Annotated in this window: 23 protein-coding genes; 12 read left to right on the forward strand and 11 right to left on the reverse strand. The window is 34.1% G+C overall.

Annotated elements, in window-relative coordinates:
- Nucleotides 1-6 precede the first annotated feature (6 nt).
- From ACFO3N_RS17320 to ACFO3N_RS17335, 4 genes are read left to right on the forward strand one after another with little or no spacing between them, the layout of a single operon-like run.
- The gene (locus ACFO3N_RS17320) at nucleotides 7-1,698 is read left to right on the forward strand and encodes a RagB/SusD family nutrient uptake outer membrane protein (RefSeq protein WP_379799802.1); all 1,692 of its coding nucleotides are present in this window, start codon (nucleotides 7-9) and stop codon (nucleotides 1,696-1,698) included.
- A 19-nt stretch (nucleotides 1,699-1,717) separates the two neighbouring features.
- On the forward strand, nucleotides 1,718-3,115 hold the full coding sequence (locus ACFO3N_RS17325; protein WP_379799804.1) for a DUF4960 domain-containing protein: 1,398 nt from the start codon (nucleotides 1,718-1,720) through the stop codon (nucleotides 3,113-3,115).
- Between the two features lie 21 nt (nucleotides 3,116-3,136).
- The gene (locus ACFO3N_RS17330; RefSeq protein ID WP_379799806.1) at nucleotides 3,137-4,693 is read left to right on the forward strand and encodes a glycoside hydrolase domain-containing protein; all 1,557 of its coding nucleotides are present in this window, start codon (nucleotides 3,137-3,139) and stop codon (nucleotides 4,691-4,693) included.
- A gap of 23 nt (nucleotides 4,694-4,716) precedes the next feature.
- Nucleotides 4,717-5,622: a carbohydrate kinase family protein gene (locus tag ACFO3N_RS17335; protein ID WP_379799808.1), complete on the forward strand. Its 906-nt coding sequence runs from the start codon at nucleotides 4,717-4,719 to the stop codon at nucleotides 5,620-5,622.
- A 270-nt stretch (nucleotides 5,623-5,892) separates the two neighbouring features.
- Here the strand turns inward: ACFO3N_RS17335 and ACFO3N_RS17340 are convergent, their stop codons facing one another.
- Complete coding sequence (locus ACFO3N_RS17340) at nucleotides 5,893-6,522, reverse strand: nitroreductase family protein (RefSeq protein WP_379799810.1); 630 nt, start codon at nucleotides 6,520-6,522, stop codon at nucleotides 5,893-5,895.
- A gap of 267 nt (nucleotides 6,523-6,789) precedes the next feature.
- On the opposite strand from ACFO3N_RS17340, the gene ACFO3N_RS17345 reads away from it, so the two are divergent.
- The 4 genes from ACFO3N_RS17345 to ACFO3N_RS17360 all read left to right on the forward strand — a co-directional run bounded on the left by ACFO3N_RS17345 (nucleotide 6,790) and on the right by ACFO3N_RS17360 (nucleotide 10,629).
- Nucleotides 6,790-7,842, forward strand: a complete 1,053-nt coding sequence (locus ACFO3N_RS17345; RefSeq protein WP_379799812.1) for a DUF1852 domain-containing protein — start codon at nucleotides 6,790-6,792, stop codon at nucleotides 7,840-7,842.
- Between the two features lie 30 nt (nucleotides 7,843-7,872).
- Nucleotides 7,873-8,904 (forward strand): methionine synthase, encoded by a 1,032-nt coding sequence (locus ACFO3N_RS17350; protein WP_379799814.1) that lies wholly within the window; start codon nucleotides 7,873-7,875, stop codon nucleotides 8,902-8,904.
- Nucleotides 8,905-8,962: 58 nt separating this feature from the next.
- Nucleotides 8,963-9,955 (forward strand): bile acid:sodium symporter family protein, encoded by a 993-nt coding sequence (locus ACFO3N_RS17355; RefSeq protein WP_379799816.1) that lies wholly within the window; start codon nucleotides 8,963-8,965, stop codon nucleotides 9,953-9,955.
- Between the two features lie 221 nt (nucleotides 9,956-10,176).
- Nucleotides 10,177-10,629: an Lrp/AsnC family transcriptional regulator gene (locus ACFO3N_RS17360; RefSeq protein ID WP_095929232.1), complete on the forward strand. Its 453-nt coding sequence runs from the start codon at nucleotides 10,177-10,179 to the stop codon at nucleotides 10,627-10,629.
- A 139-nt stretch (nucleotides 10,630-10,768) separates the two neighbouring features.
- Here the strand turns inward: ACFO3N_RS17360 and ACFO3N_RS17365 are convergent, their stop codons facing one another.
- Nucleotides 10,769-11,317 carry a TetR/AcrR family transcriptional regulator gene (locus ACFO3N_RS17365; protein WP_379799818.1) on the reverse strand — a complete coding sequence of 183 codons (549 nt, stop codon included), beginning with the start codon at nucleotides 11,315-11,317 and terminating at the stop codon, nucleotides 10,769-10,771.
- Between the two features lie 217 nt (nucleotides 11,318-11,534).
- On the opposite strand from ACFO3N_RS17365, the gene ACFO3N_RS17370 reads away from it, so the two are divergent.
- Nucleotides 11,535-12,593 carry an NAD-dependent epimerase/dehydratase family protein gene (locus ACFO3N_RS17370; protein WP_379799820.1) on the forward strand — a complete coding sequence of 353 codons (1,059 nt, stop codon included), beginning with the start codon at nucleotides 11,535-11,537 and terminating at the stop codon, nucleotides 12,591-12,593.
- 19 nt (nucleotides 12,594-12,612) lie between these two features.
- Complete coding sequence (locus tag ACFO3N_RS17375) at nucleotides 12,613-13,035, forward strand: DUF2141 domain-containing protein (RefSeq protein WP_379799822.1); 423 nt, start codon at nucleotides 12,613-12,615, stop codon at nucleotides 13,033-13,035.
- A 542-nt stretch (nucleotides 13,036-13,577) separates the two neighbouring features.
- Here ACFO3N_RS17375 and ACFO3N_RS17380 read toward each other — a convergent pair.
- From ACFO3N_RS17380 to ACFO3N_RS17420, 9 genes are all read right to left on the reverse strand, one after another.
- Complete coding sequence (locus ACFO3N_RS17380) at nucleotides 13,578-14,177, reverse strand: NAD(P)H-dependent oxidoreductase (RefSeq protein ID WP_379799824.1); 600 nt, start codon at nucleotides 14,175-14,177, stop codon at nucleotides 13,578-13,580.
- A 19-nt stretch (nucleotides 14,178-14,196) separates the two neighbouring features.
- Nucleotides 14,197-15,327, reverse strand: coding sequence for an aldo/keto reductase (locus tag ACFO3N_RS17385; protein ID WP_379799826.1), 1,131 nt, complete (start codon nucleotides 15,325-15,327; stop codon nucleotides 14,197-14,199).
- Nucleotides 15,328-15,431: 104 nt separating this feature from the next.
- Nucleotides 15,432-16,313 (reverse strand): helix-turn-helix domain-containing protein, encoded by an 882-nt coding sequence (locus ACFO3N_RS17390; RefSeq protein ID WP_379799828.1) that lies wholly within the window; start codon nucleotides 16,311-16,313, stop codon nucleotides 15,432-15,434.
- Between the two features lie 441 nt (nucleotides 16,314-16,754).
- Nucleotides 16,755-17,084, reverse strand: coding sequence for a cupin domain-containing protein (locus tag ACFO3N_RS17395; RefSeq protein WP_379799830.1), 330 nt, complete (start codon nucleotides 17,082-17,084; stop codon nucleotides 16,755-16,757).
- A gap of 21 nt (nucleotides 17,085-17,105) precedes the next feature.
- Nucleotides 17,106-17,264: a hypothetical protein gene (locus tag ACFO3N_RS17400; protein ID WP_379799832.1), complete on the reverse strand. Its 159-nt coding sequence runs from the start codon at nucleotides 17,262-17,264 to the stop codon at nucleotides 17,106-17,108.
- Nucleotides 17,265-17,279: 15 nt separating this feature from the next.
- Nucleotides 17,280-17,771: a DUF1398 domain-containing protein gene (locus tag ACFO3N_RS17405; RefSeq protein ID WP_379799834.1), complete on the reverse strand. Its 492-nt coding sequence runs from the start codon at nucleotides 17,769-17,771 to the stop codon at nucleotides 17,280-17,282.
- Between the two features lie 74 nt (nucleotides 17,772-17,845).
- A complete protein-coding gene (locus tag ACFO3N_RS17410) occupies nucleotides 17,846-18,610 on the reverse strand; it encodes a helix-turn-helix domain-containing protein (protein ID WP_379799836.1) in 765 nt (254 codons plus the stop codon).
- A gap of 233 nt (nucleotides 18,611-18,843) precedes the next feature.
- Nucleotides 18,844-19,671 (reverse strand): helix-turn-helix domain-containing protein, encoded by an 828-nt coding sequence (locus ACFO3N_RS17415; protein WP_379799838.1) that lies wholly within the window; start codon nucleotides 19,669-19,671, stop codon nucleotides 18,844-18,846.
- Nucleotides 19,672-19,683: 12 nt separating this feature from the next.
- On the reverse strand, nucleotides 19,684-20,661 hold the full coding sequence (locus ACFO3N_RS17420) for an SDR family NAD(P)-dependent oxidoreductase (RefSeq protein ID WP_379799840.1): 978 nt from the start codon (nucleotides 20,659-20,661) through the stop codon (nucleotides 19,684-19,686).
- Nucleotides 20,662-21,482: 821 nt separating this feature from the next.
- On the opposite strand from ACFO3N_RS17420, the gene ACFO3N_RS17425 reads away from it, so the two are divergent.
- Together ACFO3N_RS17425 and ACFO3N_RS17430 are read left to right on the forward strand one after the other, a co-directional pair.
- Entirely contained in the window at nucleotides 21,483-22,304 is an 822-nt protein-coding gene (locus tag ACFO3N_RS17425; protein ID WP_379799843.1) for a T9SS sorting signal type C domain-containing protein, read from the forward strand.
- Between the two features lie 572 nt (nucleotides 22,305-22,876).
- The gene (locus tag ACFO3N_RS17430) at nucleotides 22,877-24,016 is read left to right on the forward strand and encodes a hypothetical protein (RefSeq protein ID WP_379799845.1); all 1,140 of its coding nucleotides are present in this window, start codon (nucleotides 22,877-22,879) and stop codon (nucleotides 24,014-24,016) included.
- Nucleotides 24,017-24,018: the final 2 nt, after the last annotated feature.

The following is a 24,018-nucleotide window of genomic DNA, read 5'->3' on the forward strand; positions in this document are numbered from 1 at the left end:
TTAAAAATGAAAAAAATACTATATATAGCAGGATTTGCAGTGATGGGGTTCTTCACTTCCTGTTCCGATTTTTTAGAAAATGATCCGCGTGGTGTGTTGTCTGAAGAAGATATTGTAACACCGCAGTCGGTTGAAGGATTTATGAACGCGGCTTATGCACAGTTAGGCAATGATCATTACGATTCTCCGTACAGTTTATGGCCGTTTGGTAATGTTCGTTCAGATGATGCTTATAAAGGCGGAAGCGGGACAAATGATATTCAGGATTTTCACTTTTTTGAAGTTTCAAATAACATCCGCCCAGATTTTGCAGAATTAGACAATTTCTGGTACATCAGTTATGTAGGGGTTTCGCGAGCCAATAAAGCTTTAAAAGCCTTAGAACAGCTATCAGAAGCTGATTATCCGCTGAAAAAAACACGAATGGCTGAAATGCGTTTTCTGAGAGGACATTTTTATTTTATGCTGAAAATTATGTTTAGAAATGTACCATATATAACAGAAGAGATTCCAGTAGAGGAGTACAAAACCATTTCAAACAAAGTGTTTTCAAACGAAGAACTTTGGAATAAAATTGCTGAAGATTTTCAGGCTGCAGCCGAAAATTTACCCGACGCACAACCACAAGTAGGACGTGCCACTAAAAAAGCGGCTTATGCGTATTTGGCAAAAACAAGATTGTACCAGGCGTATACACAGGATGAAACTTTCAAAGTTACAGGTATAAACCAGCAGCATTTGCAGGAAGTAATCGCGGCAACAGATAACGTAATTGGAAAAGCTTCTTTAGAGCCAGATTTCGCCAATAACTTCTTGCCTGGAACTTACGAAAACGGAGCAGAATCTATTTTCTCAATTCAGTTTTCTGATAATGATGGAACGCTGTATGGAAGATTGAATTTTTCTGATGTTCTTTCTACACCGCAAGGTTTAGGTTGTTGCGATTTTCATAAACCAAGTCAGAATTTAGTGAATGCTTTTAAAACTGGAGCAAATGGATTACCAGAATTTGATACTTACAACAACGAAGATTTTGATTATAAAAATATTGATGCCAATACAGTTGATCCAAGATTGTACCATACTGTTGCAATGCCTGGTCTTCCGTATAAATATGATCCAGAATTTCTATATGTTGAAGCTTGGGTAAGATCTCCGGGAACGTATGGCTATTTTGCTTCTTTAAAAGAAAACGTTGCTCCAAATTGCACTTGTGTCGTAAATATTGATCCGTTTTACGGAAATTCGAAAAACAGAATTCAGATTCGTTATGCTGATGTGATTTTGATGCGTGCCGAAGCTTTGATTGAATTAGGAAGACAATCTGAAGCTTTACCGTTAATTAATGAAATCAGAGTAAGAGCGGCGCAGAGTACAGGAAGACTACCTTACGTGAAAAACTTCAAAATCAATACCTATGTAGATGGAAGCAATTGCAACTGGACGCAGGATTTTGCCCGAAAAGCGTTGCGTTGGGAACGTCGTTTAGAATTGGCGATGGAAGGAAGCCGATTCTTTGATCTTGTTCGTTGGGGAATTACCGATCAGGTGATGAATGATTTTTATGCTAAAGAAAAAACAAAACGTACTTATTATCAGGATGCTTTTTTTGATGCACATAAGGAAGAATATTGCCCAATTCCGCTGAAGCAAATTAATTTCAGCCAGGGATTGTACAAACAAAATCCAGGTTATTAATCCTTAAAGAATCAGCAATATGAAAAAAGCTTTAAATATATATTGGACTAAAGTGTCCATCGTTTTAGCAATGATTTTTATGGTTACTGCCTGCGAAAACAGTTTTGAAACGGGCGGATTTGATGTGAGTTCGCCTTCAGATGTGCTTTCATTTAAATTGAATGGAGTTTCAGGAAGCATTGATCAGACAACAGGAAAAATTACTGTTGTAATGCCTTATGGATCTGACATAACAGCTATAAAACCAGAGGTTATTTTTGTAGATGGCGCAACATCCAATCCAGAATTAAATTCGGCTATTAATTTTACAAATCCAGTAAAATTCAGAGTAGTTAATGGCAATTTATACAAAGATTACACCGTAACTACAACTGTTTTAAGTCCGATTAAAAGTTTTACAATCAATGGTGTTGCAGCCACGATAAACGATATTAGCAAAACCATTAATATGACCCTTCCTGAAAATACTGATTTAAAAGCGCTTAAACCCATTATTGAAGTGACAACAGGTGTTACAATTTCACCAGCTTCAGGAGTAGCAATTGATTTTACAAATGCTGTCGCTTTTGTAATAACCTCCAATGGCAAAAGCGTTAACTATACGGCAAATGTTGGAGTTCCGGTTACAGGATTAACAGTTGCATTTTTAGGAACTGCTGCTACAAAATCGGGAATTACAAATATGGATGAAGTTACAGCCTCAAATTGGTTATTTGATAATTTCCCGGGAGCTAAATATATTTCGTTTGAAAGCATTCAAAACGGTGCAGATTTAAGTAATATCGATGTGATTTGGTGGCATTTTGATTCAGCTGTAAATTTACCTTCTGTAGCTTATAATCCTGCGGTTACAAACGCACTTAAAAATTTCAGAACAAATGGTGGAAACTTGCTTTTAACTTCTTTTGCTTCGCAATATGTTGATGCTTTAGGAATTGTTCCGTCAGGAAAAGGACCGAATAATGTTTTTGGTGATTTTCCTCCAAACGGATTTGTAGATGGAAATTCATGGGGAATGTCATTTGTTGGTCATGAAGGACATCCTATATTCCAAGATTTAACCACTTTTGAAGCGGGAAAAGCCAATTTATTGCAAAGCGGAACTTTCAGATTAAATCATACAGCATGGTGGTTTTTACCAGAATGGGGAGGCTACAATAATGGAGAAGGGTGGAGAAACCAAACAGGAGGAACCAATCTGGCTAGCGAAGCTTGGGATAATGAACTGAACGGAAGAGTAGCAATTGCAGAATTCCCGAATACAAGTACGAATAAAAATGTAATTGTTATTTCTATGGGAGCTTACGATTGGTACAATGAAACCAACAGCAGCGGCGTGCCAAGTCAGGCCAATGAGTTTATAACAAACATCAGACTATTGACGCAAAACAGTATCAATTATTTAGCGTCAAAATAAATCACCTTGAATTTAATAAAAATGAAATATAGAAATATAATCACAATCGCCTTCGTTTTCTTTTCGCTGGCTTCGTGCAGTCAGGATGAAACGTATATTGGAGGTTCGATTTCTGGAGGAAATTCTGAGATAACAAGTGTTTTTCCTGTTCCGCCCGCGCAATGGATGGGGGCAAACGACCCCTATTACAGCGCAGGTTATACCGGAGATATTATGCCTTTTTTCGATAACGGAAAATTCCATATTTACTTTCTACATGATGCACAGAATAAACCTGCTGGAAAAGGGTTTCATAATATACATGAATATCAAAGTACAAATTTGGCGCATTTTACTTATGAAGGTCAAACTATTCCGTATGGCACAACTCTGGAACCAGATTTTGCTGTTGGCACAGGATCAGTGGTCAAAGTGGGCAATCTTTATTATTTCTATTACACAGGACATAATGAAATTCCGGCTTTTGTACAATCGAATGCTAGAGAAAGTGTGTTGTGCGCAACAAGTAGCGATTTAAAAAAATGGACAAAAGTTCCATCTTTTAAAATTACAGCTCCCGCAGGTTATTACAACTATGATTTCAGAGATCCGCATGTGTTTTATAATGATGAATTGAAAAAATATTCCATGTTGGTAAGTACGCAGACAGAACCGGGAAGAAAAGCCGTTTTGTTGCACTTTACAAGCGCTGATCCAACATCTGGAAAATGGGATGTTCAAGCTCCGATTTATACCACAACGCCTGAGGATAATTATCTGATGATGGAATGTGCGGATATTTTCAAAATGGGAAACAATTGGTATTTAATTTTTTCTGAGAATTGGAGCGGCAACAAAGGAACGCATTACAGAATTTCATCATCAATAAATGGTCCTTGGATAAAACCTGAAAATGACAGAATTGACGGAGAATATTTTTATGCTGGAAAAACCGCTTCTGACGGAAATAAAAGATATGTTTTTGGATGGAATGCGAGAAAAACGCCTGAGAATGATTTAGGAAATAAAGATTGGGCAGGGAATATGGTTATTCATGAATTGGTTCAGAATTCAGATGGAACTTTAGGAACGCAATCTCCGAAGTCGGTTAAGGATTTGTTTTCTAAAAAGAATAGAACTACAGAAGTAGATGCAATTACTTCTAATGCAACAGCTAACAATGGAACTTATTCTTTGTCCGGAGAAACAGAAAAAGCAATGGTAACTTTTAAAAGCATTGGAAAGAAAGTCAAAATAAAAGCAGAAGTTACTTTGACAAAAGCTTCAGGAACCACCGGATTTGCTTTCCATACTAATGATACAGGAAGTTACTATAAAGTGGTTTTGGATATTGCCAATGGAAAAATAAGCGGTTATAATTCGGCTTCACAGGAAGTTACCCGTTTGCCATTTGTATTTCAGACAAATGTTAAATATGATGTTGAAATAATTGCAGAAGGAAGTGTTGTTGTTTTTTATATCAACGGAAAAGCAGCCCTCACCAACCGCATTTACGGAAGAGACCAAAATAAATGGGGTTTAATTGCTGAAGGACAAACGAGCACAATCTCAAATCTTCAGATAACCCAGCCTGAATAAGAACAATAATAAAATATTTTAGAATGAATAACGGAAAAAACCTTAAGGCGGTGGCATACGGAGAGGTACTTTGGGATGTTTTTGCCAATGAAAAAAAGATTGGAGGAGCACCATTGAATGTAGCCTTGCGTATGAAAACGCTGGGTTGCGAAGTGGCTATGATAAGCTGTGTAGGCAATGACGAAGACGGAAAAGCAATAAAAGAGCAAGTGAAAGAACTGGGACTTGAAACAGATACAATTGTAGTTTCTGAAGATTTCCCAACTGGTTTGGTCAATGTTACCTTAAACGAGCGCGGATCGGCAACTTACGAAATCAGTTATCCGTCTGCTTGGGATAAAATTGAATTGAATGCATTAGCAAAAACAACTGTAAAAGAAGCTGATGTATTGATTTACGGAAGTTTGGTCTGTCGAGATAATGTTTCGAGAAATGCTTTAGAAGAGCTGCTTCAAAATGATGTTTATAAAGTATTTGATGTCAATTTAAGAAAACCACATTATACTTATGAAATCCTGAACCAACTTATGCAAGCGGCTGATTTTATAAAGTTTAATGATGAAGAATTGCTTGAAATTGCAAAAGCGATGAATTCTCCTTTTGAAAGCTTGGAAGACAATATGGCTTTCATTAAAGATAAGACGAAAGCAACTGCAATGTGTGTTACTAAAGGAAAACACGGCGCTTTATTATTGTGGGAAGGAAAAATTTATGAAAATGGCGGTTATCCAATTGAAGTTGCTGATACAGTAGGTGCTGGAGATTCATTTCTTGCTGCTTTGATCACTTCATTATTAACCGGAAAAGAACCTCAGAATTCAATTGATTTTGCCTGTGCAGTGGGGGCTCTTGTTGCTGAAGCGCCTGGAGCAAATCCGGAAGTTCCTAATTCTAAAATTGAAAATTTAATGGCTGTAATTAAAATTTAATTTATTTACAAAAAAAAGACTCATGGTATTCGATTAATTGAATGCTTGTTTTTTGAAGTTAAGCCTGATATCTTTTTGATATCAGGCTTTTTTTTACAAAAGAATCCGATTTTCAAATAGAGAAACAATTGTGGTTTGGTTCCTAATGGTAAAGGTTAGTGATAATTAAACTAATTTTTCTTCAAAAATCATCTAATCCAATAGCGTCTTTTCTAATCTCAGATTGCCAGTTTTTTTATATTTCAAAATTTGGAGAGTATTCTAATAACGTTAATAAACTTTCGTTATCATTTCCTCTATAGGCAAACGAACTTTTTTTGTAGCTGCCATATAGTCTTTTTCCGAATCACGATATCCTAAAGCGAGGATAACTGTAGAATGCAATCCTTTTTCTTTCAAACCTAAAACCTCATCGATAATGGCGGCATTAAATCCTTCGATAGGAGTGGCGTCCACTTTCAGTTCTGCCGCAGCAATAAGTGCTGTTCCTAATGCAATATAGGCCTGTTTGGCAGCCCAATGTGCTTTTTGTTCTGCGTTAATAGCGCTAAAATAGGAATGCAATCCATTTCTAAATCCTGATAAGGCACCAGCATCAAGACCTCTTTGCTTTTCTGTCATTGCCATGTAATCGTCAATGTAAGTCGAAGTCATGTCATTGAATGCGGCAAAAACTAACAAATGAGAGCAAGAGCTAATCTGTCCATTATACGAATCAGCACCTAATTTCTTTTGGATTTCCGGGTTGCTAACAACAAAAACACGGTAAGATTGCAGACCGCAAGAAGATGCTGAAAGATTTATAGCCTCTAAGATCTGATCAACCTTCTCTTCTGTTACTTTAATGTTATTGTAAGCTTTTGTGGCGTAGCGCCATTTTAAATTTTCTATCAAATTCATTGCTGTATCGGTCTTAAATTTTGGCAAATATAAATGATATTGTTTTCTTTTTCGAGTTTTTGAAGCGCTCTGGGAATCTCCAAGCCAATCATCTTAGGTCACTAAAGAATATTTATCTGTTTTCCTTCATTATTATATTTGTTTAAAGGTTAATATTCTTTTAAAAAGTATTTTGAAAGAATAATTAACTGAATTTAAGTATAAATAAAAATATTTAATCTTTTATATTCAAATTTGCAGGGTAAAAAAACTAAATATTATCATCAGATGAAAGCGAACATACAAGAAGATAGGGGAGTAAACGAAAAGCAGAATATTGAAAACACCCAGAACACAATCAAGAATGATTTTGCATTCGCACTTAAAAGCACTTGTTTAGATGAAAACTATCACCCCTCAAGTAAAACGCGTTTGACAACCAATTTTGCCAACTTGGCCAGAGGAGCTAATCGCCAGCAAAACTTACGCAATGCCTTAAATATGATTAACAATCGATTTAATGCATTGGCTCATTTGGATAATCCAAAAGGGGATCGTTACCATGTGGAACTTGAAATCCTCACAGTAACAATGAGTATTGATGATAAGGATGGTAGTAACGATCTGCCGATGATTGAAGTTTTAAAAACAAATATTATTGACCGTAATACTGGCCAGCAAATAGAAGGAGTTGCCGGAAATAATTATTCCTCTTATGTACGTGATTATGATTTTAGTATTTTATTGATCGAGCACAATAAAAATAAATCTAATTTTTCTATCCCTGAAAATTTTGGTGATTTGCACGGAAAACTTTATAAGTGCTTTGTGAGTTCACCTACTTATAAAGAACACTTTAAGATGTCACCGATCATTTGTCTAAGTGTGTCGAGCAACAAAACGTATACTCGTACTGATTATCAGCATCCAGTTCTAGGTTTTGAGTATCTGCAGGATCAGTATTCTATCACTGATGACTATTTCTCTAAAATGGGCTTAAAAGTTCGTTTTTTCATGCCTCCGCATAGTGTGGCACCGATGGCTTTTTATCATTCTGGCGATCTGCTTGCTGATTATACTGATCTTGGATTAATCAGCTCAATCAGCACAATGGAGACTTTCCAGAAGATTTATCGCCCTGAAATTTACAATGCAAATTCAGTGGCTAGTAAAATCTATCAACCTAGTCTTAAATACGAAGATTATTCACTGACTCGCGTGGATTATGACCGTGAAGAGCGCAGCCGACTGGCTGTTGAACAGGGTAAATATGCAGAAGAGCATTTCATTAAGCCTTATAAAAATCTCTTGGAAGAATGGTCTGCTAATTTTACCCTTTAATTGATTACAACGCCTTAAAATTATACTATTATGAAGAAATTATTATTACCTACCTCTATTGTTGGAAGTTTACCCAAACCCGCTTGGCTTGCACCACCCGAAAAACTTTGGTCACCATGGAAATTAGAAGGCGATCAGCTGCTTGAAGGGAAACAAGATGCTTTACGCATTTCTTTGCAGGAACAACAATTGGCAGATCTAGATATCATTTGTGACGGCGAGCAGACACGCCAGCATTTTGTAACGACTTTTATCGAGCATTTAAGCGGTGTAGATTTTGAAAATCGTAAAACAGTAAAAATCCGTAACCGTTATGACGCGAGTGTTCCAGTGGTTGTAGGTGAGGTTGCACGCCAGAAAGCAGTTTTTGTTGAAGATGCTAAATTTTTACGTAGACAGACTAATAAGCCAATAAAATGGGCATTGCCAGGTCCGTTGACCATGGTAGATACTTTGTACGACGACCATTATAAAAGCCGTGAAAAATTGGCGTGGGAGTTTGCGAAAGCACTCAATGAAGAAGCAAGAGAACTTCAAGACGCAGGGGTAGATATTATCCAGTTTGATGAACCTGCATTTAATGTGTTCTTTGATGAAGTAAACGATTGGGGAATGGCAGCATTAGAAAGAGCCATTGAAGGTTTGCACTGCCAGACTGCGGTTCATATTTGCTATGGTTATGGAATACAGGCCAATACAGATTGGAAAAAGACATTAGGTTCTGAGTGGCGACAATATGAAGAAATTTTTCCGAAAATTCAAAAATCTAAAATTGATGTGGTGTCTTTAGAATGTCACAACTCCAATGTGCCTTTAGATTTAATGGAATTGGTTCGTGGTAAAAAAGTAATGGTCGGTGCCATTGATGTGGCAAAAAACACTATCGAAACGCCAGAAGAAGTAGCTGCTACCCTGCGTAAAGCTCTTGAGTTTGTAGATGCCGAAAATCTTTACCCTTCTACAAACTGCGGTATGGCCCCGCTTTCTCGAGACGTAGCCAGAGGCAAGTTAAGTGCCTTAAGCGCAGGAGCAGAAATTATACGCAAAGAACTTGGGATTTAGTATCAATATAGTAATAATGGAGTCCGTGCCTCCACGGAGGAATAATATTTAAAACACATTGAAGAAATTATTAGAAGTATTAAAGAAAGCAGGTTTCGACGGTTTCCTGTTGATGATAGCCACCATGATTCTGATGGCTTATTTTTTGCCACAGCCAGGCATGGTCAAAGAACCTGTTTCTCTGGAAGAGATTGCCAATGCTGGCGTTTCCTTGATTTTCTTGTTTTATGGTATGCGACTGAGTGTTGAGAAATTAAAAGCCGGACTTTCCAACTGGAAAATGCACATTATCGTACAGTTGACAACCTTTTTATTTTTTCCGCTCCTTGTTTTGGCATTTCGCCCATTGTTTGTCAATAATGGTTTCGAGCTGCTTTGGCTGGGTGTATTTTTTCTGGCGGCATTGCCGTCCACAGTTTCCTCTTCGGTGGTCATGGTTTCCATCGCCAAGGGAAATATTCCCGCAGCTATTTTCAATGCAAGTATTTCCAGTTTGATCGGAGTAGTCGTTACCCCGCTCTGGGTTGGGTTGTTTATAGCTTCTGCGACAGGCGATTTTGATGTCACTCAAATTGTCATAAAATTGATTCTGCAAGTCTTGCTACCTGTCATAATTGGTATAAGCCTCAATTCCCGTTTCGGTGCCATTGCCGAAAAATACAAGAAACAGCTCAAATATTTCGATCAGGCCGTTATTCTAACAATTATTTACACGTCGTTTTGCAAGTCATTTTCGGAACATCTTTTTGAAGGCTTCACTGCCCTTGAACTTGCCGGACTCGCTGCAGGAATGATAGCGTTGTTTTTTGCCGTATTCTTTTGTGTTGGACTACTCAGCCGCCTGCTTGGTTTTTCAGATGAAGACCGTATTACGGTCTTATTCTGCGGGTCTAAAAAGTCACTGGTACACGGCACTGTTATGTCAAAAGTACTTTTTCAGCACAGTACTATCACTGGCATCGTATTACTTCCCCTCATGCTTTACCATGCCTTGCAATTGATTGCTGCCAGCATCATTGCTCAGGGTATGGCTCGACGAAAAGAAGTATAATTTTTATTTATGGTGAAGCCCTTTATCTTTTTCTCGATAAAGGGCACCAAAGATAACGCTCCCTACTATAAAAATAAAGCCTTTTGGATTTTTATACTATAAACATAAATTTTGCAGTATTTTATGTTTTTAATTTTTACAAAATAAGATTTTTGTATTGTTTTTAGTTATATTTGAGGAATTTTATTCTGTTTTAGAAATAAATTAAACCAAAATATTCTATGGAACAAATAGACGATATTGATCTTCAGTTATTAAATATACTACACGATAATTCTAAGTATACCGTAAAAGAGCTTGCTAAGATGGTAAATCTTTCGGCATCGCCTGTTTTTGAGCGAATTAAAAGATTAGAGAACAGCGGTTACATTAAGAAATATATAGCACTCCTTGATGCAGAAAAATTAAACAGAGGGTTTATAGTTTTCTGTAATATTAAACTTAAACAGCACGATCGTAATATCGGTAATCAGTTTGTTAGCGATATTATGAAAATCGAAGAAGTTGTGGAATGCTATAATATCTCAGGAGATTACGATTTTTTAATGAAAGTCTCTGCCAAAGATATGAAGCATTATCAGGATTTTGTGTTTAATAAATTGGGATCAGTTGAAAGTATAGGAAGTACCCAAAGTACCTTTGTTATGTCGGAGATTAAAAATTTGTACGGATAGTTCCGCGATGGTTTATTATTTGAAATTGGCAAACTTTTTTTATCTGTTGTGTACATTTTTTCCTAAAACAAGAACTTGATTTCGTCAAGGTTCTGCTTTTTCAAATTAAGTACAAGCAAAAATTATTTTGGAATTACGACTACAATTTATTGAGTTTATTTACCAGATAACTTATTATTTGTGCAATACTTTCAGCAGGAATTGAGAAATCATTTTCGATCCAATTTTTGATGACAGCAATACTTCCTTTTTCGCCAAATTGGTATGCCATTTCAGCAAAAGGCTTTACTTCGGCAGTAAGTTCTATTTGATTTTCAACTGGAAAATTATTCCGAACACTTCTAAGGATTCGGGACAGAATTCCGCTTCCATCCGCTTTGGTAAACACAATTTTACTCATCTGCTTATCGCTTTCCAATAACTGGCAGCTGAGCAGTATCACTTCATCCATATTGGTGCTTTTACGCAAAACCGCTGAGAGTTTTTCAAAAACATCATCTTCTATTTCAAGCAGTATATCCAGCGGAATATTATAATGCCGATAAAATGTATTGCGGTTGACATCGGCTGCTTTACATAGTTCTGTTATGGTAATTTCGCTCAATTCCCTCTCGTGCAGCAAACTAAACAAAGCCTCACGCAATATTTTTTTAGTATACTGAACCCTTCTGTCTTTTCTTAAATCCATCACAAATTATTTTACATACGCTACAAAAGCATTAGTCTTTGTTCGCTAATGTACAGTAACATCCTTTTTTGAAACAGCAAATACATTCGTCCTTACTAGTTTTACGTAGTAATCAAAAAGAACACAACGTTAAATATTGAACATACTGTATAACAAATATAGCTTTTTCATCAAAATTTAAGCGGATTGAAGAGGATAAATGATAAATTAAAAAAAAATGGAAAATAAGATATCACGAAAAAAAATACTGCTCACCGGTGCATCTGGAACCGTAGGAATTGAAACCTTGCAGCATCTGGTTGAGCATACGGATTATGAAATAACGGTTTTTGATCTAAAAACCCAAAATTCGATAAAGAAACTGGCTCCCTTTCGATCTCGTGTAGAGATTATGTATGGCGATATCAGCAATCGACAAGAAGTGCTAAAAGTTGCGCAAAATAAGGATGTAGCTATCCATTTGGCAGCGGTCATTCCACCTCTTGCAGATATAGATCCAGAGATGGCTTACAGTGTAAATGTGAGAGGCACCGAAAATCTTATTTATGCTTTAGAGAAGAACTCACCGGATTGTTATTTGATTTTTAGTTCCAGTATTTCAGTTTATGGCGATCGGATGAAGAATCCCCAGATATGTATCACTGATATTCTGCAACCCAGTCCAGGAGATCAGTATGGAGAAACAAAGGTATTGTGTGAGTCCTTGATTAGGAAATCCAAATTATCATGGAGTATTTTTCGTTTGGCTGCCATTATGGGGAATCATAAAATATCCAAATTGATGTTTCACATGCCGCTGGATACGCCAATGGAAATCTGCACGCCAAAAGATACGGGTAGAGCTTTTGCTAAAGCAATTGAAAACCAAAAAAAACTAGAGAAGCAAATATTCAATTTGGGAGGAGGAGCGGATTGTGTTATTACTTATGAATCGTTTCTAGACAAAATGTTTGCTGAATTTGGCTTAGGCGAAGCTGATTTTCCACAAAAGGCGTTTGCTGAGAAAAATTTTCACTGCGGAATTTTAAAAGATGGTGAAGATTTAGATAATATTCTGGGTTTTCGACAGCAAAATTTGAACGATTATTTCGAGATGGTCCGCCAGAAAATTCATCCTCTCCAAAAAAAAATTACCTTCATTTTTAAAAGTATTATAAAAAAATGGCTGCTCTCACAATCAGAACCCTACCAGGCGTTTAAAAAAGGGAATGTAAAAAAAATGAATCACTTTTTTAACCAATTAGAGAAAGAGAAACTAGAAAATGTTCTATTTTAAATCCTAAATAATATAACTTATGAAAATTAAAATGATAAGCTTGATAGTGCTTTTAGCAGTTAATTCGGCACTGTTTGCACAACATAATTTTAGCGTTGAAGTATCGGGCGTAGAACCCGGCAAAGGATCTGTTTTTTTTGGATTGTACGATAAAGAGAAAGGCTTTCTTGATAATGAGTCACAGATTGCCACCGCAAAAGTAAAAGCTACAGAAAATAAAGTGGTCTATACGTTCAAAAACCTACCAGATGGCGATTATGCCATTGCTGTTTATCAAGACTTGAATAATAACGGAAAATGTGATAAAAATATGATTGGTTATCCTACCGAAGGATTTGGATTTTCTAAAAATTACAAACCAAAATTCTCAGCACCTAGTTTTGATCAGGTGAAAATTGCAATTAACCAGTATGCTAAAACCAATATTGTATTGATTAAATAGAAGACCCTTGCTGAGTTATGGGAATTACATATTGTTATACTCTGCTGATCATGAATACATTAATATCTGTACAGGCGGGGTTTAAATTTTCTATTAGGAATTGGAAAGGGTGAGCCCCGCTGGATAACGTTAGTTTTTTAGTTATTTGGTTAGGTAATAAAAAAAGGTGCCAATTGTCTTCAATTGGCGCCATTTGGCTTTATGACCTCGACGAGACAAATTACTACATCTTTTTTGGAAGATTTGAAGAAATTGGCTTATTTTTCTCTCAATTTGTAAGGTAATTTCTTTAGAATTATTAAGTCAAAATTTGGTAAGGATATTAGATTTTTCAAATGGTTTTAATGTAATCGTAAGGTGCTGTTTATCAATTGTATATTTTTATTTAGTTAAAGTAAGATGATTTAAATTTTTTGTGAAGAAAATGGTATGCATTCTAAAAATTGTTATGCGTAATTCTTCCACAAAAGTAAATACTAATATTAAAAATAAAAAAGCACCAAATTCAAAGATTTTGGTGCTTTTTTGTTTCAAAAATAGTTCTATTGTTGGCTCGTGATTTTTTCTAAATGTTTAGGGTAATTTTCTAAATCTTGAGCGATATCCCCATCTTTAAAAATATCAAAACAGTTATAACCTTTTAAAATTTCTACGCCACAAAAACGATAATTGCTTGTAATATTTAAAAATAAATCTTCGGTTCCTTTTCCTTGCATTAAAGACTGTAGAGGATTGTCAAAACTTTCTGCGGGTGCATTAAAAGTAGCGCAAATCATGAACTTTTTCCCCTGCATTTTTCCACCTGTTCCGTATTGTTTGGTTAAATCTTCTCTCGTTCTTCCGTCGCCTGAAAGAAATTTTTGACTGTTCAATCCACTATTAAAGACTTCATCTATATATTTTTTATAAATCCAAGGCGCACCAAACCAATTTACGGGGGTTTGAAGAATGATAATATCAGCTAGGAGATGCTTTTCAACTTCTTCCTCTGCATCATAGCCATTCTCTATTTGGGTTTCTAATATTTCCAATCCTTTTGTTGTAAAAAAATCTTTAGCCTTTTGGATAAAAGAATTGTTTAATGTTCCCTCTGACCAGCCTTGATAAGTTAAATGTGCGTTGATTAATAATACCTTTTTCATTTTTTATTATATCTTGTTATTAAATTGTGTAATCAATTGAACTCATATGCGCTTTTCCCATACGGTCACCGAAAACAGGAAACTTTGTAAAACAAATTTCTATGCCTTGTATCTCTTCCTTTGTTAAATGAATTTTTGATGCGCCAAGGTTTTCTAATAAATGTTTCTCATAACGAGTGCCAGGAATTGGAACAATATTTGGACTTTTAGCAAGTAACCACGCGAGGGCAATTTGAGCTGGTGTCGCATTCTTTTTTTCTGCATAATCCTTTAGCCACTCAATCATTGGCATATTCAATGGTAAAAATTCGTTTGAAAAACGAGGAAAGCCCGAACGGAAATCTGATTCTTTATCGAATTTAGTAGTTGTGTCGTATTTACCAGTTAAAAATCCTGCACCTACAGGAGCCCAAGGTACAAATCCGATACCTAAATCTTCACAGGTTTTAAGTACTCCGTTTAACTCAACATTACGTGTCCACAATGAATATTCTGATTGTACTGCAGAGACTTTTTGGATAGCATGAGCGCGCTGAATTGTTTTTGCACTTGCTTCAGAAAGTCCAAAATTCAAAACTTTGCCTTGTTGAATAAGGTCTTTAATTGTACCGGCAACTTCTTCGATTGGTACATTAGGATCAACTCTGTGCTGATAGTATAAATCAATATGATCTGTTTGCAGACGTGTAAGTGATTCTTGAACAACTTTCTTAATGTGCTCTGGTCGGCTGTCTAATCCAATAGTTCCATCAATTGCAAATCCAAATTTTGTAGCAATCTTAACTTGGTTTCGAAAAGGTTTAAGAGCTTCGCCAACAAGCTTTTCATCTGTATAAGGCCCATATACTTCGGCTGTATCAAAGAAACTGACTCCATTTTCAAATGCAGTTCGTATCGTTTTAATAGATTGTTGATAATTGGCTGGGGGATTATAGTTACCAGTCATATTCATACATCCAAGACCGATTTCTGAAACTTCTAGTGTTCCCAGTTTTCTTGTTTTCATATTACTTATTTTTCTATCGTTAATTTGATTAGAATATGATGAAGTATTCTTTGATGTCAATAAATTTGGTGCAATTAGCAAACCAGCGCCAGCAAGGGCCGTTTGCTGAATAAATTTTCTTCTTGAATTTTCTTCGCCTTTCATATTTTGAATTTTTATGATACAAATTTAGATTCTGCATAAATAACCAAAGGAAACAGATCACTACTAAAAAAGAAACAAATTACGGATAACAAAAAACGCCATCTTTATGATGGCGTTTTATTATTGATTTCCAGGAATTGTAATCGGTATTCTTTGGGTGTGAGATTGACTTGTTTTTTGAAAAATTTCGAAAAATAATTGGGGTACTCAAAACCTAATTCATAGGCTACTTCTGCAGTTTTCATTTGAGGATTTTGTTCTAGAAGTTTTTTCGCTTTCTTTATTACAAATTCATGAATTGTTTCAATAGTTGATTTTTGAGTGAAGTGCTTAACAATATCGCCTAAATAGTTAGCGGTTAGTCCAAGTTTATCTGCAAAATATTGAACATTAGGAATTTGAGAAACAGGCTGATTATAATAATCAATTAAACTTTGTTGAAAATTGGATATAATGTGATTATATTGTTTCGGATCTGTTGAAAACTGTCTTTTGTAAAATGCTTCAACCAATGAAACCAGAACATTCACATAAGAAAGTAAAACTGTATAATGTTTTATATCGTTTTGGTAATATTTTATCATTAAATTAAAAACCAAACTAATTTCTTCTATTTCTTCTTCCGTTAAATGTAATGCTTCATGTTGACCATAGTCTAAATAGGTCTTAAATAAAAAACGGTTTTCTTCAATTATTTTTCTGGAAAGCTGTAAATAAATTCCAGTATAATTAGGTTCAACATCCCAGCCAGTTGTCAAAACTAAATCGGGACTATTGAAAAATACTGCATTAATTGGTTTCTCCGTAGGTGTGATTTTACTCTTAAAGTTAATTTTAATCGAAATTCTGTAAAAATCAACCATTACAGCTTCCGATTTCAAAAGCATTTTTGATGGTGTATAATATCCGACATCAATATCGTTGTCCAATGGATTATCTAATCCAATGTAATTATTGTAAGATTGAAAATCCTTAAAAAGTTTCATTTGTAGCTTGTTTTTTTAATTCTTAGGGAACTTCATATCAATTGAAAATAGTTCGCAAAGATCATCATTTTTTAATTAAAAATTCTATTCATATACTAAAGCATTTTTTTGAGCTTTTTCAGCTGTATTTTTTTCTATACTTTTCTTTTTCAATTTTTATAATCTTAAATTATTGTTAATATAAATTTAGAAACTTTTTTTACATCAATGTTTACAGTGACGTTTAGTTCACAATTTACAAATCATTTTATGAATGATTTAAAGAAATTGGCTTACTTTCAGATGAATTTGTAGGATAATTGGTTGAAGTTTTTATTCAAAAATGGTTTGTATGTATTGTAAAGGTTAATTTTAAAATTTGTTTATTTGTAGAATAGACGATTCTTTAATTTGATTTTTAGAATATAATCTAGCAATAAATGAATTCTAGATGTTAAATTCCTATTCTTCGCATAATGGTATCATATTATTTTCCTCAATCGGGTAGCTATCATTTTCGAGATATAATTTTTGAAACGCTGACAAATCATTAGGATTTTCATCAAGCATTTTATACATCTTTCTAAAAAAGTTTTCTCTGCCTAATCCGGGATTAAAAATCATTGTCATTTTAACAATAGAGTTCGAATTATTATTATAACCGTGAACTGAAAATCTTGGTATGTGAATAACGGTTCCAGCTTCTGCAGTTGATTCTCCTTGGGATGTCAGAACTGTTAAGATTCCTTCTCGGATTATAAATGTTTCATCCATTTCTTTATGATAGTGCAATTTCGGACCTCGTGCATTAGCTTACATTTCTATTTCATATAATCCGAATTGACTATTTGTTAATGTAGTTGGGACAATTATTTTAAGTTTGTTTCCATGGCTTTGAAACTGTTCCCTTTTATATGGTGGAACGATGACAGCATCATCGTTCCATTCTTTTGTAATTGATTTATTCATCATACTTATTGCTTTAATTTATTGAGGAATTTGTTCAATTAAAATTTCATTTCCTGCTTTATCGAAATAAGTGCAGGTCATTTTTTCCATGCATACCGCCCATTTTTCAATACCAGATTTAGCACAATCTCTGCAAAAAGTAGGGTAGTCTGTTTTGCCTTGTTGATGTGCTTTGATGTCTGTATTAAATTGTTCCATATTTGAAATTTGGGCAATAATTAAAGGATTATAACTAGCCATTGATGAAGTTTTGTAGTTATTTATGCCATAATAATCAGTATGACCATCAGTTACAAAGGTTTCATAATAGGTAACTCCTAATTTTTTGATGTCTTGAATATACGCAGGAAAATCTGCGCCTGATTTTACTTTACCGTGAGCTGTTTTTACTTGTTCTACTGTAAACATTTTTTCTTGTTTTTTAATTGTTAAACGTTTTGTTGAATTACATGCAATCATAATGGCCACACTAGATAATATGGCTGTCGATTTTAAAACTAATTTTATCATTTTATTATTTGCATTAAGATTACAATGCAAAGATGCGATGGTGAAATATGCTGTAATTGTAAAAAATCGTTTTTCTACAAGAATCGTTTGAAGTTTTCGGGTGTATCACCCGTAAATTGTTTGAAATCTTTGATGAAATGGGCTTGGTCGAAGAAGTTATTTTCGTAGCAGATTTCAGTCAGCGTTTTAGTTTTGTTCAAATTTTCAAGAACTGAATTAAATCGAACAATGGAAGAAAATTTCTTAGGAGTTGTTCCAACTACTTTTCTAAAACGTTTTTCAAATGGACTTTGACTGATGAATAGTTTTTCATTTAAATCTTTTATGCGGATAGTTCCATTACTTTGGTAAATGAGTTTAATTGCTTCAACAATTAATTTGTCTGTTTGAATATCTTTTAGCTCAGACAACAAAAATTGTTCAATGATTTTTATCCGAAGTTTGTCTGTGTTTGCCATTGCTAGCTTTTCTTCAACTTCATCTATAGAATTTTTATTAAAAATAGTATCCAGAGAAAGACTTAAATTAAAGAGTTCGTATGCAGGATGGGAAGCGAAATGAGTAAAACCAATTTCAGTAAAATAAACTAAAACTGTACCTATATCTGCTGAATTTTTGAAGATCTTGTAACCGTCTGTAATTCCCGTAATTCCTGCTGAAGTTAGATTAGTTTCTGTACTTTCTTTTATTGTTTTAAGATGTCCTTTGTACTGAAAACCGATGACCAGTTCTGGAGAAGGAAAAATTTTATATTCATTTTCCAATTCATTCTCCGACACTACAAAATATTTAATGTAGGGCTTTAATTGTTCGGTCGGAAAATGCTTTTCAAATTTCATGCTACTGCTTTTAGATCCAACAAAGTTATATAATACTACATAAAAAAGGGATAATTAGAATTACAGGTTTGTGGCAAATCGTGATTTATTTTGAAACAGTTCTATGACTAAGCCAGACACCGTTTATTATATATTGGAATAAACCAACTTTTTGCCTCAGTTAAACAATAATAAATAATCAAAGGCATTGAAGCTATGGGAGTTCCATACAATAGATATACTTATGCTGCCTTTTATTTAGTTTTATGCTGATTAATAATATCCTTTGGAGTATAGCCGAATTGTTTTTTAAATGCAAAATGGAAATGAGACAAACTCTCAAAACCAAGTTCCAGATATATAGCAGAGGGTTTTTTCCTGTTTTTCTCAATCTCAAAATGTGCCGCAGCTAATCTTCTGTGTTGCAGCCACTGTCTGGGCGGCAAATTAAATGTTTTTTTAAAATCCCGCTTAAATGAGGCAAGACTCCTCCCTGTTAATAGGGCAAATTTTTCAATTGAAACATTAAATTTGAAATTTTGTCTCATAAAAGAGTCAAGGTCAGCTTTATGTGGTTCTGAAAAATCAAAGAGAAAACCAGTAAGGTCAAAGTTTAGTCGCATTAATAGCTCTACAGCTTCTTTTACCTTTAAAATATTCAATGGATCCTGTATGTTCTTCGGATCTTGGAGATAAGGTTTTAGCGAATTAAAAAAACTTTTAATATACGGGCTCTCGGCTAAACGCAAATTAGCTTTGTCCTTGTATTTCTCCCTTACATTCAAGTTCCTTTCCAAGGCGTATTTTCTTAATACATCTTCTTTCAGTATAAAGAGTACTGCTTTATATTCTTCATTATTGATGGGGGTTTTGGTTGTTTTTATAAATTGATGCTTACGTACCAGATAAATTTCGCCAGGGTGTGCTGTAATTTTTTCGCTGGACGTTTCAAAAATCATCTGGCCTGATACTTGAAGTAAAAGCACGCTTTCCCAAAGCAGATTATCGTACTCGGTCTGCTTTTTAGTATCTAAAGAATACACAATATTTTCTGAGAATATATTATCTGGATGTTTTTTCATATCTACTATCTTTTATTCAAAAAGCCCTGCCATTCTAGCACTTTCTTTCCATAAAAGGTTTCTGGTATTTTTATCTCGTGCTAATTTTGAGGGTTCGGGAAAAGTTATGCGGCCTCGAACAAGTGATGCATATATCTTTCCTGTCGGTATGATGATCTGCCCCAGAGCAAGTTTGGCCAGGTTTTCTCCAGAACGCTTTGCCGTTCCCATAAAAAATGCAGGTTTAAAAACTGAGGCAACGTAAAACAAAGGACGAAGTATCTCCACCACTGATTTCATTAAAACAGATTGTTTTCCCATTAGGGATGTATTTCCAGTCAGTCCGGGATTGTATGCTATAATTTTGATGGTTCTTTCTTTGGCCACATTTTCAGCAAGAGAGTAGGCCGTAATCAGGTTACAGAGTTTGGTAGCAGCATATAATGCCATGCCTTTGGGACTGTCTTTGGCAGTATCCGCCAGTGTTGCAATATTTAATTTTTTAGGGCCAAAAGGAATAATTGCCGGATCATGCGCATCACTGGTTGTTAGGATGAGTTTTGCCCCATCTGACATAATTGGCATAAACAGTCTTGCCAGTAGGTAATGCGCAAGATGATTGGTCGCAAATGTAAGCTCAAAACCTTCTTCGCTTTTTTGGCTGTTGTCCGTTGCCCGTATACCTGCATTAAGAATTAATATATCAATTTTAGCAGTACCCAATTGCTGTTTTACTTTGTCAGCAAAATCGCGTACACTTTTTAAGGATGAGAGATCAAGAGGAATAAGCATCGTTTTATCAGGTGCCTGACGGCCTTCTCCCCGAGCACCTATGTATACTTTGGTATTAGGTGAGTCTGTAAAATGTTTTAATGCTTCGGCTCCTATACCCGAAGTTGCTCCTGTCATTACTATATTCATATCTTTTTTGTTTTTATTTATACAAAAGTAGTCATGAGGTTTCGATCCATTTATCCTGTAAGGCTCATTTTTATATCCTGTATGGCTCAAATTTTTAATTTACAAAACTAGTTATTTTTGAGAATTGCTACTACGGTTTTTTCCACTTGTAAAAGGAATAAAACATTTTTTACCTCGGTTGAGCAACAACTAATTATCGAAAATATAAGATCGGATTTAAAGAATTTGGATTATTTACAACACAGAAAACGATAATTTACTGTTGTTATATATTTTCGATTGTATCGTAAAGAAAGGCCTTCGAAGTTAAATATTATAACTACTAAGAATATTTTACTCCTTTGTGATCTTGTAATTATACCATTAAATCAATCAAATTTGCAATTGTTATAAAAGACACTTCTATTTAAGATGTTGATAGACTTTTTGGGGGAAGTTTATGATTCATTTTTACTTAATCCTTCTGAGATTGAATTGAATCAATATCAATAATCTAAAAGCTGTTAATAGTAAAACTAACAGTCTTAATAGATATAGAAATTCAATTACTGGCTTACATGCCAGTGATTGAAACTATAGAAAATTTTCCGATCTGTCTCGGTTTCTATAAAAGGATGTTTTTACCGCTAACCCTCCCTTGTGAGTGGGATGTTTATAACTTTTAGAGGTATAAATATAAATGAATTTTTAGTGTTCAGTTATAAATTTATTTTAAGCATAGTGCTAAATCCTACTAATAAAATATCTTTTTTTTATGGCTGTAAACTCAAATTCACCTCCTTTCTTATTTTGTCAAATTATAATTTACTCTTCTAATTTTAGCGAAAACGTAATCAATTGTTTAAGATTATTTTTAGAGTAAAGAGAATCAAATTTATTTACCCACTTATTACTTATTTAAATTATACGATATGAAAAAAATATACTCATCAAATTTTATACTTTTAGTTTCTTTTGTGTTATTAAGCTCTCTAAATGCCCATTCTGTATTTTGCAAGCCTGTATTTCAAAACAGTTATCAATCGGTCGTACATTACAAGGGTGTTCCTGCAATTGAAAGACACCGGGTATGGCTTAATCTGACTAATAATGAAGGGCTTTTTAAGCAGCTTTTATTGGGTTATATAGAAGGAGCAACTAATGGCTTTGATTTTAATTATGATGCTGTTTCTGTGGATGCAAATAAATATGCGGATTTTTACAGCATTAACGAAGGAAAGAAACTAGTGATTCAGGCACGTGGTCTGCCGTTTCTTCTCAGCGATACAGTTCCTCTTGGCTACAGGTCTGAAATTGTAGGAGATTTAAGCATTTCAATTGATCATGCAGATGGCGATTTAGCTGATCAGGATATTTATCTAGAGGATAAGGAGACCGGTATTATGCATAATTTGAAAAAAGGTGCTTATACATTTTCAACAGAAAAAGGAACTTTTGTAGATCGTTTTATAATTCGCTATACTGCCAAGGCAAATTTGGGGAATGATCAATTTGATAATTCTCCCGAAAATCTAATAGTTGCTTCAAAAAATAAAGTTATCACAATAAAATCTTATAAGAACGCTATGGAGCAAGTTTCAATTTATGATACGGCAGGGAGGCTCATTTACAATATCGCGCAGCTAAAAGCATTTGATTTAGAGATTGATAGCATCAACTCCGGCAATCAAGTATTCCTGATCAAGGTATTTTTTGAAGACGGGGGTAGAACATCAAAAAAAATAATATTTTAATTTCACATTATAACTATATCTTTCCAGTGGCAGTTTTTTTTAAAATTCTGCCACTTTTTTTAAATAGAGTTTTAAGATTAATGAGGGATAGATGATGGCATATGATTACTATAACAAGTGTTTTAACTGTGAAATTGAAGAGACAGAGTTCAGAATTACGCCTCAAAAATGCTTCATAAATAGTTTTTTATGAGCATATAGAGGCAACTATTATATGGTTGTCTCTTTAAGTGATTCTATGATATAAATTCCTAATCTTTTCATGAACGCTTTAAGGAAATTGACTTATTTTAAGTGAATTTATAAGATAATTATTTTGTGTTTTAGATGAATCGGTTTGTGTGTATTGTAAGGGGTAAATGTTAAAAAAGTTACATTTGTTAAAGATATGATTTCAATTATATGAATTCGTAAATATAGGTTTAGCAATAGTCTTTAGAATTAAATAATAAATTTATATTAGCTAAAAAAACGCAAACTTTTTTAAGAATGAATATTTGTATCACATTTAATAAAGAGATATACACTGTCAAAAGATTTCAAAAAATCTTATTGTTAGATATTTACCAATTATGAATAAAAAAATTACTTTATTACTACTGATTTTTGCTTTCCAATGTTTTGCTCAAACCAGAAAAAATAACATCACCAAAAATATACTCGCTTCAGATTTAACATCTGAAAATCTAAAAGGTCCCGTAAAATCATATCATTTAGAAGTTCGTTATGTCGATCTTAACAATAAGTACAATAATGCTAATAGAATTGCTACGCCAAAAGGAAATGCAGAAAATGTTTTTGTAAAGTATAATAGAGACGGATTAATGACACAATCGTTATTAGGTACATATAATGATAGTTTGTTGGTATTGGAACCAATGGAGCAAAAAGATTTAGTTTTATACAATTACAATGAGTATGATTTAGTCTATAAAAAAGCACTTGCTGGTGGTCAGGAATTTCCATCTATGTTAGATCAGAGATTTTACACTATACATCCGAATAAAAGTAGTTATCGTCAAAACCATTCAGCGCTTAAGGACGCAGTACACGAAATTTATGGACTCAACTACGATGAAGATCAAAAGAATATTACAGATGCTGTATTTTATAGAACATTAACTCCAAATAAAAAATTAGAAGGAAATGAAAATGTAGATCTTGATGATAAGAATTTAAAAGACAAATGGCATTTTGAATACAATGAAAAAGGTCTTTTGAAAAAAATAAAAATGCAGAGAGATTCTTCTTTAGATTTTATTATAAAGTATTTCAGATTTCAAATAAAGACTTTAAAGGCTGAAATCATCTTTGATTATGATGCAAAAGATAGATTAATAAAATATACAGTCTTTACAATCAAAGATGATGTGAGAGAAGAAATTGGATCTGTCAAATATAGTTACAATGAGCGCAATGGATTTGTGGAGACAGAGTCTCTTTTTAAAAAATATCCCGATGAGTATTATTTATCAAATGTGCACAACTATACCAGAAAGTATAATAAGCAAGGCGATTTGATTGCTAGTTTATTACAAATTGAATCCAAAGATGAGGAGCTCATTAGAGTTAAACAACTCTATTTAGATAAATATTACGAGTATACATATGATCAAAATGATAATTGGATTGAATGTAAAATACGTGTAAATAGCCCTGAAAGTGAAGTTTCAGCAATAATGAAAAGAAAAATAGAATATTTTGTCGACTAGTT

This window comes from Flavobacterium chungangensis (genome assembly GCF_042654045.1).
GTDB lineage: Bacteria > Bacteroidota > Bacteroidia > Flavobacteriales > Flavobacteriaceae > Flavobacterium > Flavobacterium chungangensis.

Excerpts from the sequence above, each read along its gene's own strand:
- ACFO3N_RS17360 (WP_095929232.1), top strand. The coding sequence starts at position 10,177 with ATGGAACAAATAGACGATATTGATCTTCAGTTATTAAATATACTACAC.
- ACFO3N_RS17370 (WP_379799820.1), top strand. The coding sequence starts at position 11,535 with ATGGAAAATAAGATATCACGAAAAAAAATACTGCTCACCGGTGCATCT.
- ACFO3N_RS17380 (WP_379799824.1), bottom strand. The coding sequence starts at position 14,177 with ATGAAAAAGGTATTATTAATCAACGCACATTTAACTTATCAAGGCTGG.
- ACFO3N_RS17350 (WP_379799814.1), top strand. The coding sequence starts at position 7,873 with ATGAAGAAATTATTATTACCTACCTCTATTGTTGGAAGTTTACCCAAA.
- ACFO3N_RS17320 (WP_379799802.1), top strand. The coding sequence starts at position 7 with ATGAAAAAAATACTATATATAGCAGGATTTGCAGTGATGGGGTTCTTC.
- ACFO3N_RS17340 (WP_379799810.1), bottom strand. The coding sequence starts at position 6,522 with ATGAATTTGATAGAAAATTTAAAATGGCGCTACGCCACAAAAGCTTAC.
- ACFO3N_RS17415 (WP_379799838.1), bottom strand. The coding sequence starts at position 19,671 with ATGAAAAAACATCCAGATAATATATTCTCAGAAAATATTGTGTATTCT.
- ACFO3N_RS17400 (WP_379799832.1), bottom strand. The coding sequence starts at position 17,264 with ATGATGAATAAATCAATTACAAAAGAATGGAACGATGATGCTGTCATC.
- ACFO3N_RS17410 (WP_379799836.1), bottom strand. The coding sequence starts at position 18,610 with ATGAAATTTGAAAAGCATTTTCCGACCGAACAATTAAAGCCCTACATT.
- ACFO3N_RS17325 (WP_379799804.1), top strand. The coding sequence starts at position 1,718 with ATGAAAAAAGCTTTAAATATATATTGGACTAAAGTGTCCATCGTTTTA.
- ACFO3N_RS17335 (WP_379799808.1), top strand. The coding sequence starts at position 4,717 with ATGAATAACGGAAAAAACCTTAAGGCGGTGGCATACGGAGAGGTACTT.
- ACFO3N_RS17330 (WP_379799806.1), top strand. The coding sequence starts at position 3,137 with ATGAAATATAGAAATATAATCACAATCGCCTTCGTTTTCTTTTCGCTG.
- ACFO3N_RS17345 (WP_379799812.1), top strand. The coding sequence starts at position 6,790 with ATGAAAGCGAACATACAAGAAGATAGGGGAGTAAACGAAAAGCAGAAT.
- ACFO3N_RS17425 (WP_379799843.1), top strand. The coding sequence starts at position 21,483 with ATGAAAAAAATATACTCATCAAATTTTATACTTTTAGTTTCTTTTGTG.
- ACFO3N_RS17375 (WP_379799822.1), top strand. The coding sequence starts at position 12,613 with ATGAAAATTAAAATGATAAGCTTGATAGTGCTTTTAGCAGTTAATTCG.
- ACFO3N_RS17430 (WP_379799845.1), top strand. The coding sequence starts at position 22,877 with ATGAATAAAAAAATTACTTTATTACTACTGATTTTTGCTTTCCAATGT.
- ACFO3N_RS17365 (WP_379799818.1), bottom strand. The coding sequence starts at position 11,317 with ATGGATTTAAGAAAAGACAGAAGGGTTCAGTATACTAAAAAAATATTG.
- ACFO3N_RS17385 (WP_379799826.1), bottom strand. The coding sequence starts at position 15,327 with ATGAAAGGCGAAGAAAATTCAAGAAGAAAATTTATTCAGCAAACGGCC.
- ACFO3N_RS17405 (WP_379799834.1), bottom strand. The coding sequence starts at position 17,771 with ATGATAAAATTAGTTTTAAAATCGACAGCCATATTATCTAGTGTGGCC.
- ACFO3N_RS17390 (WP_379799828.1), bottom strand. The coding sequence starts at position 16,313 with ATGAAACTTTTTAAGGATTTTCAATCTTACAATAATTACATTGGATTA.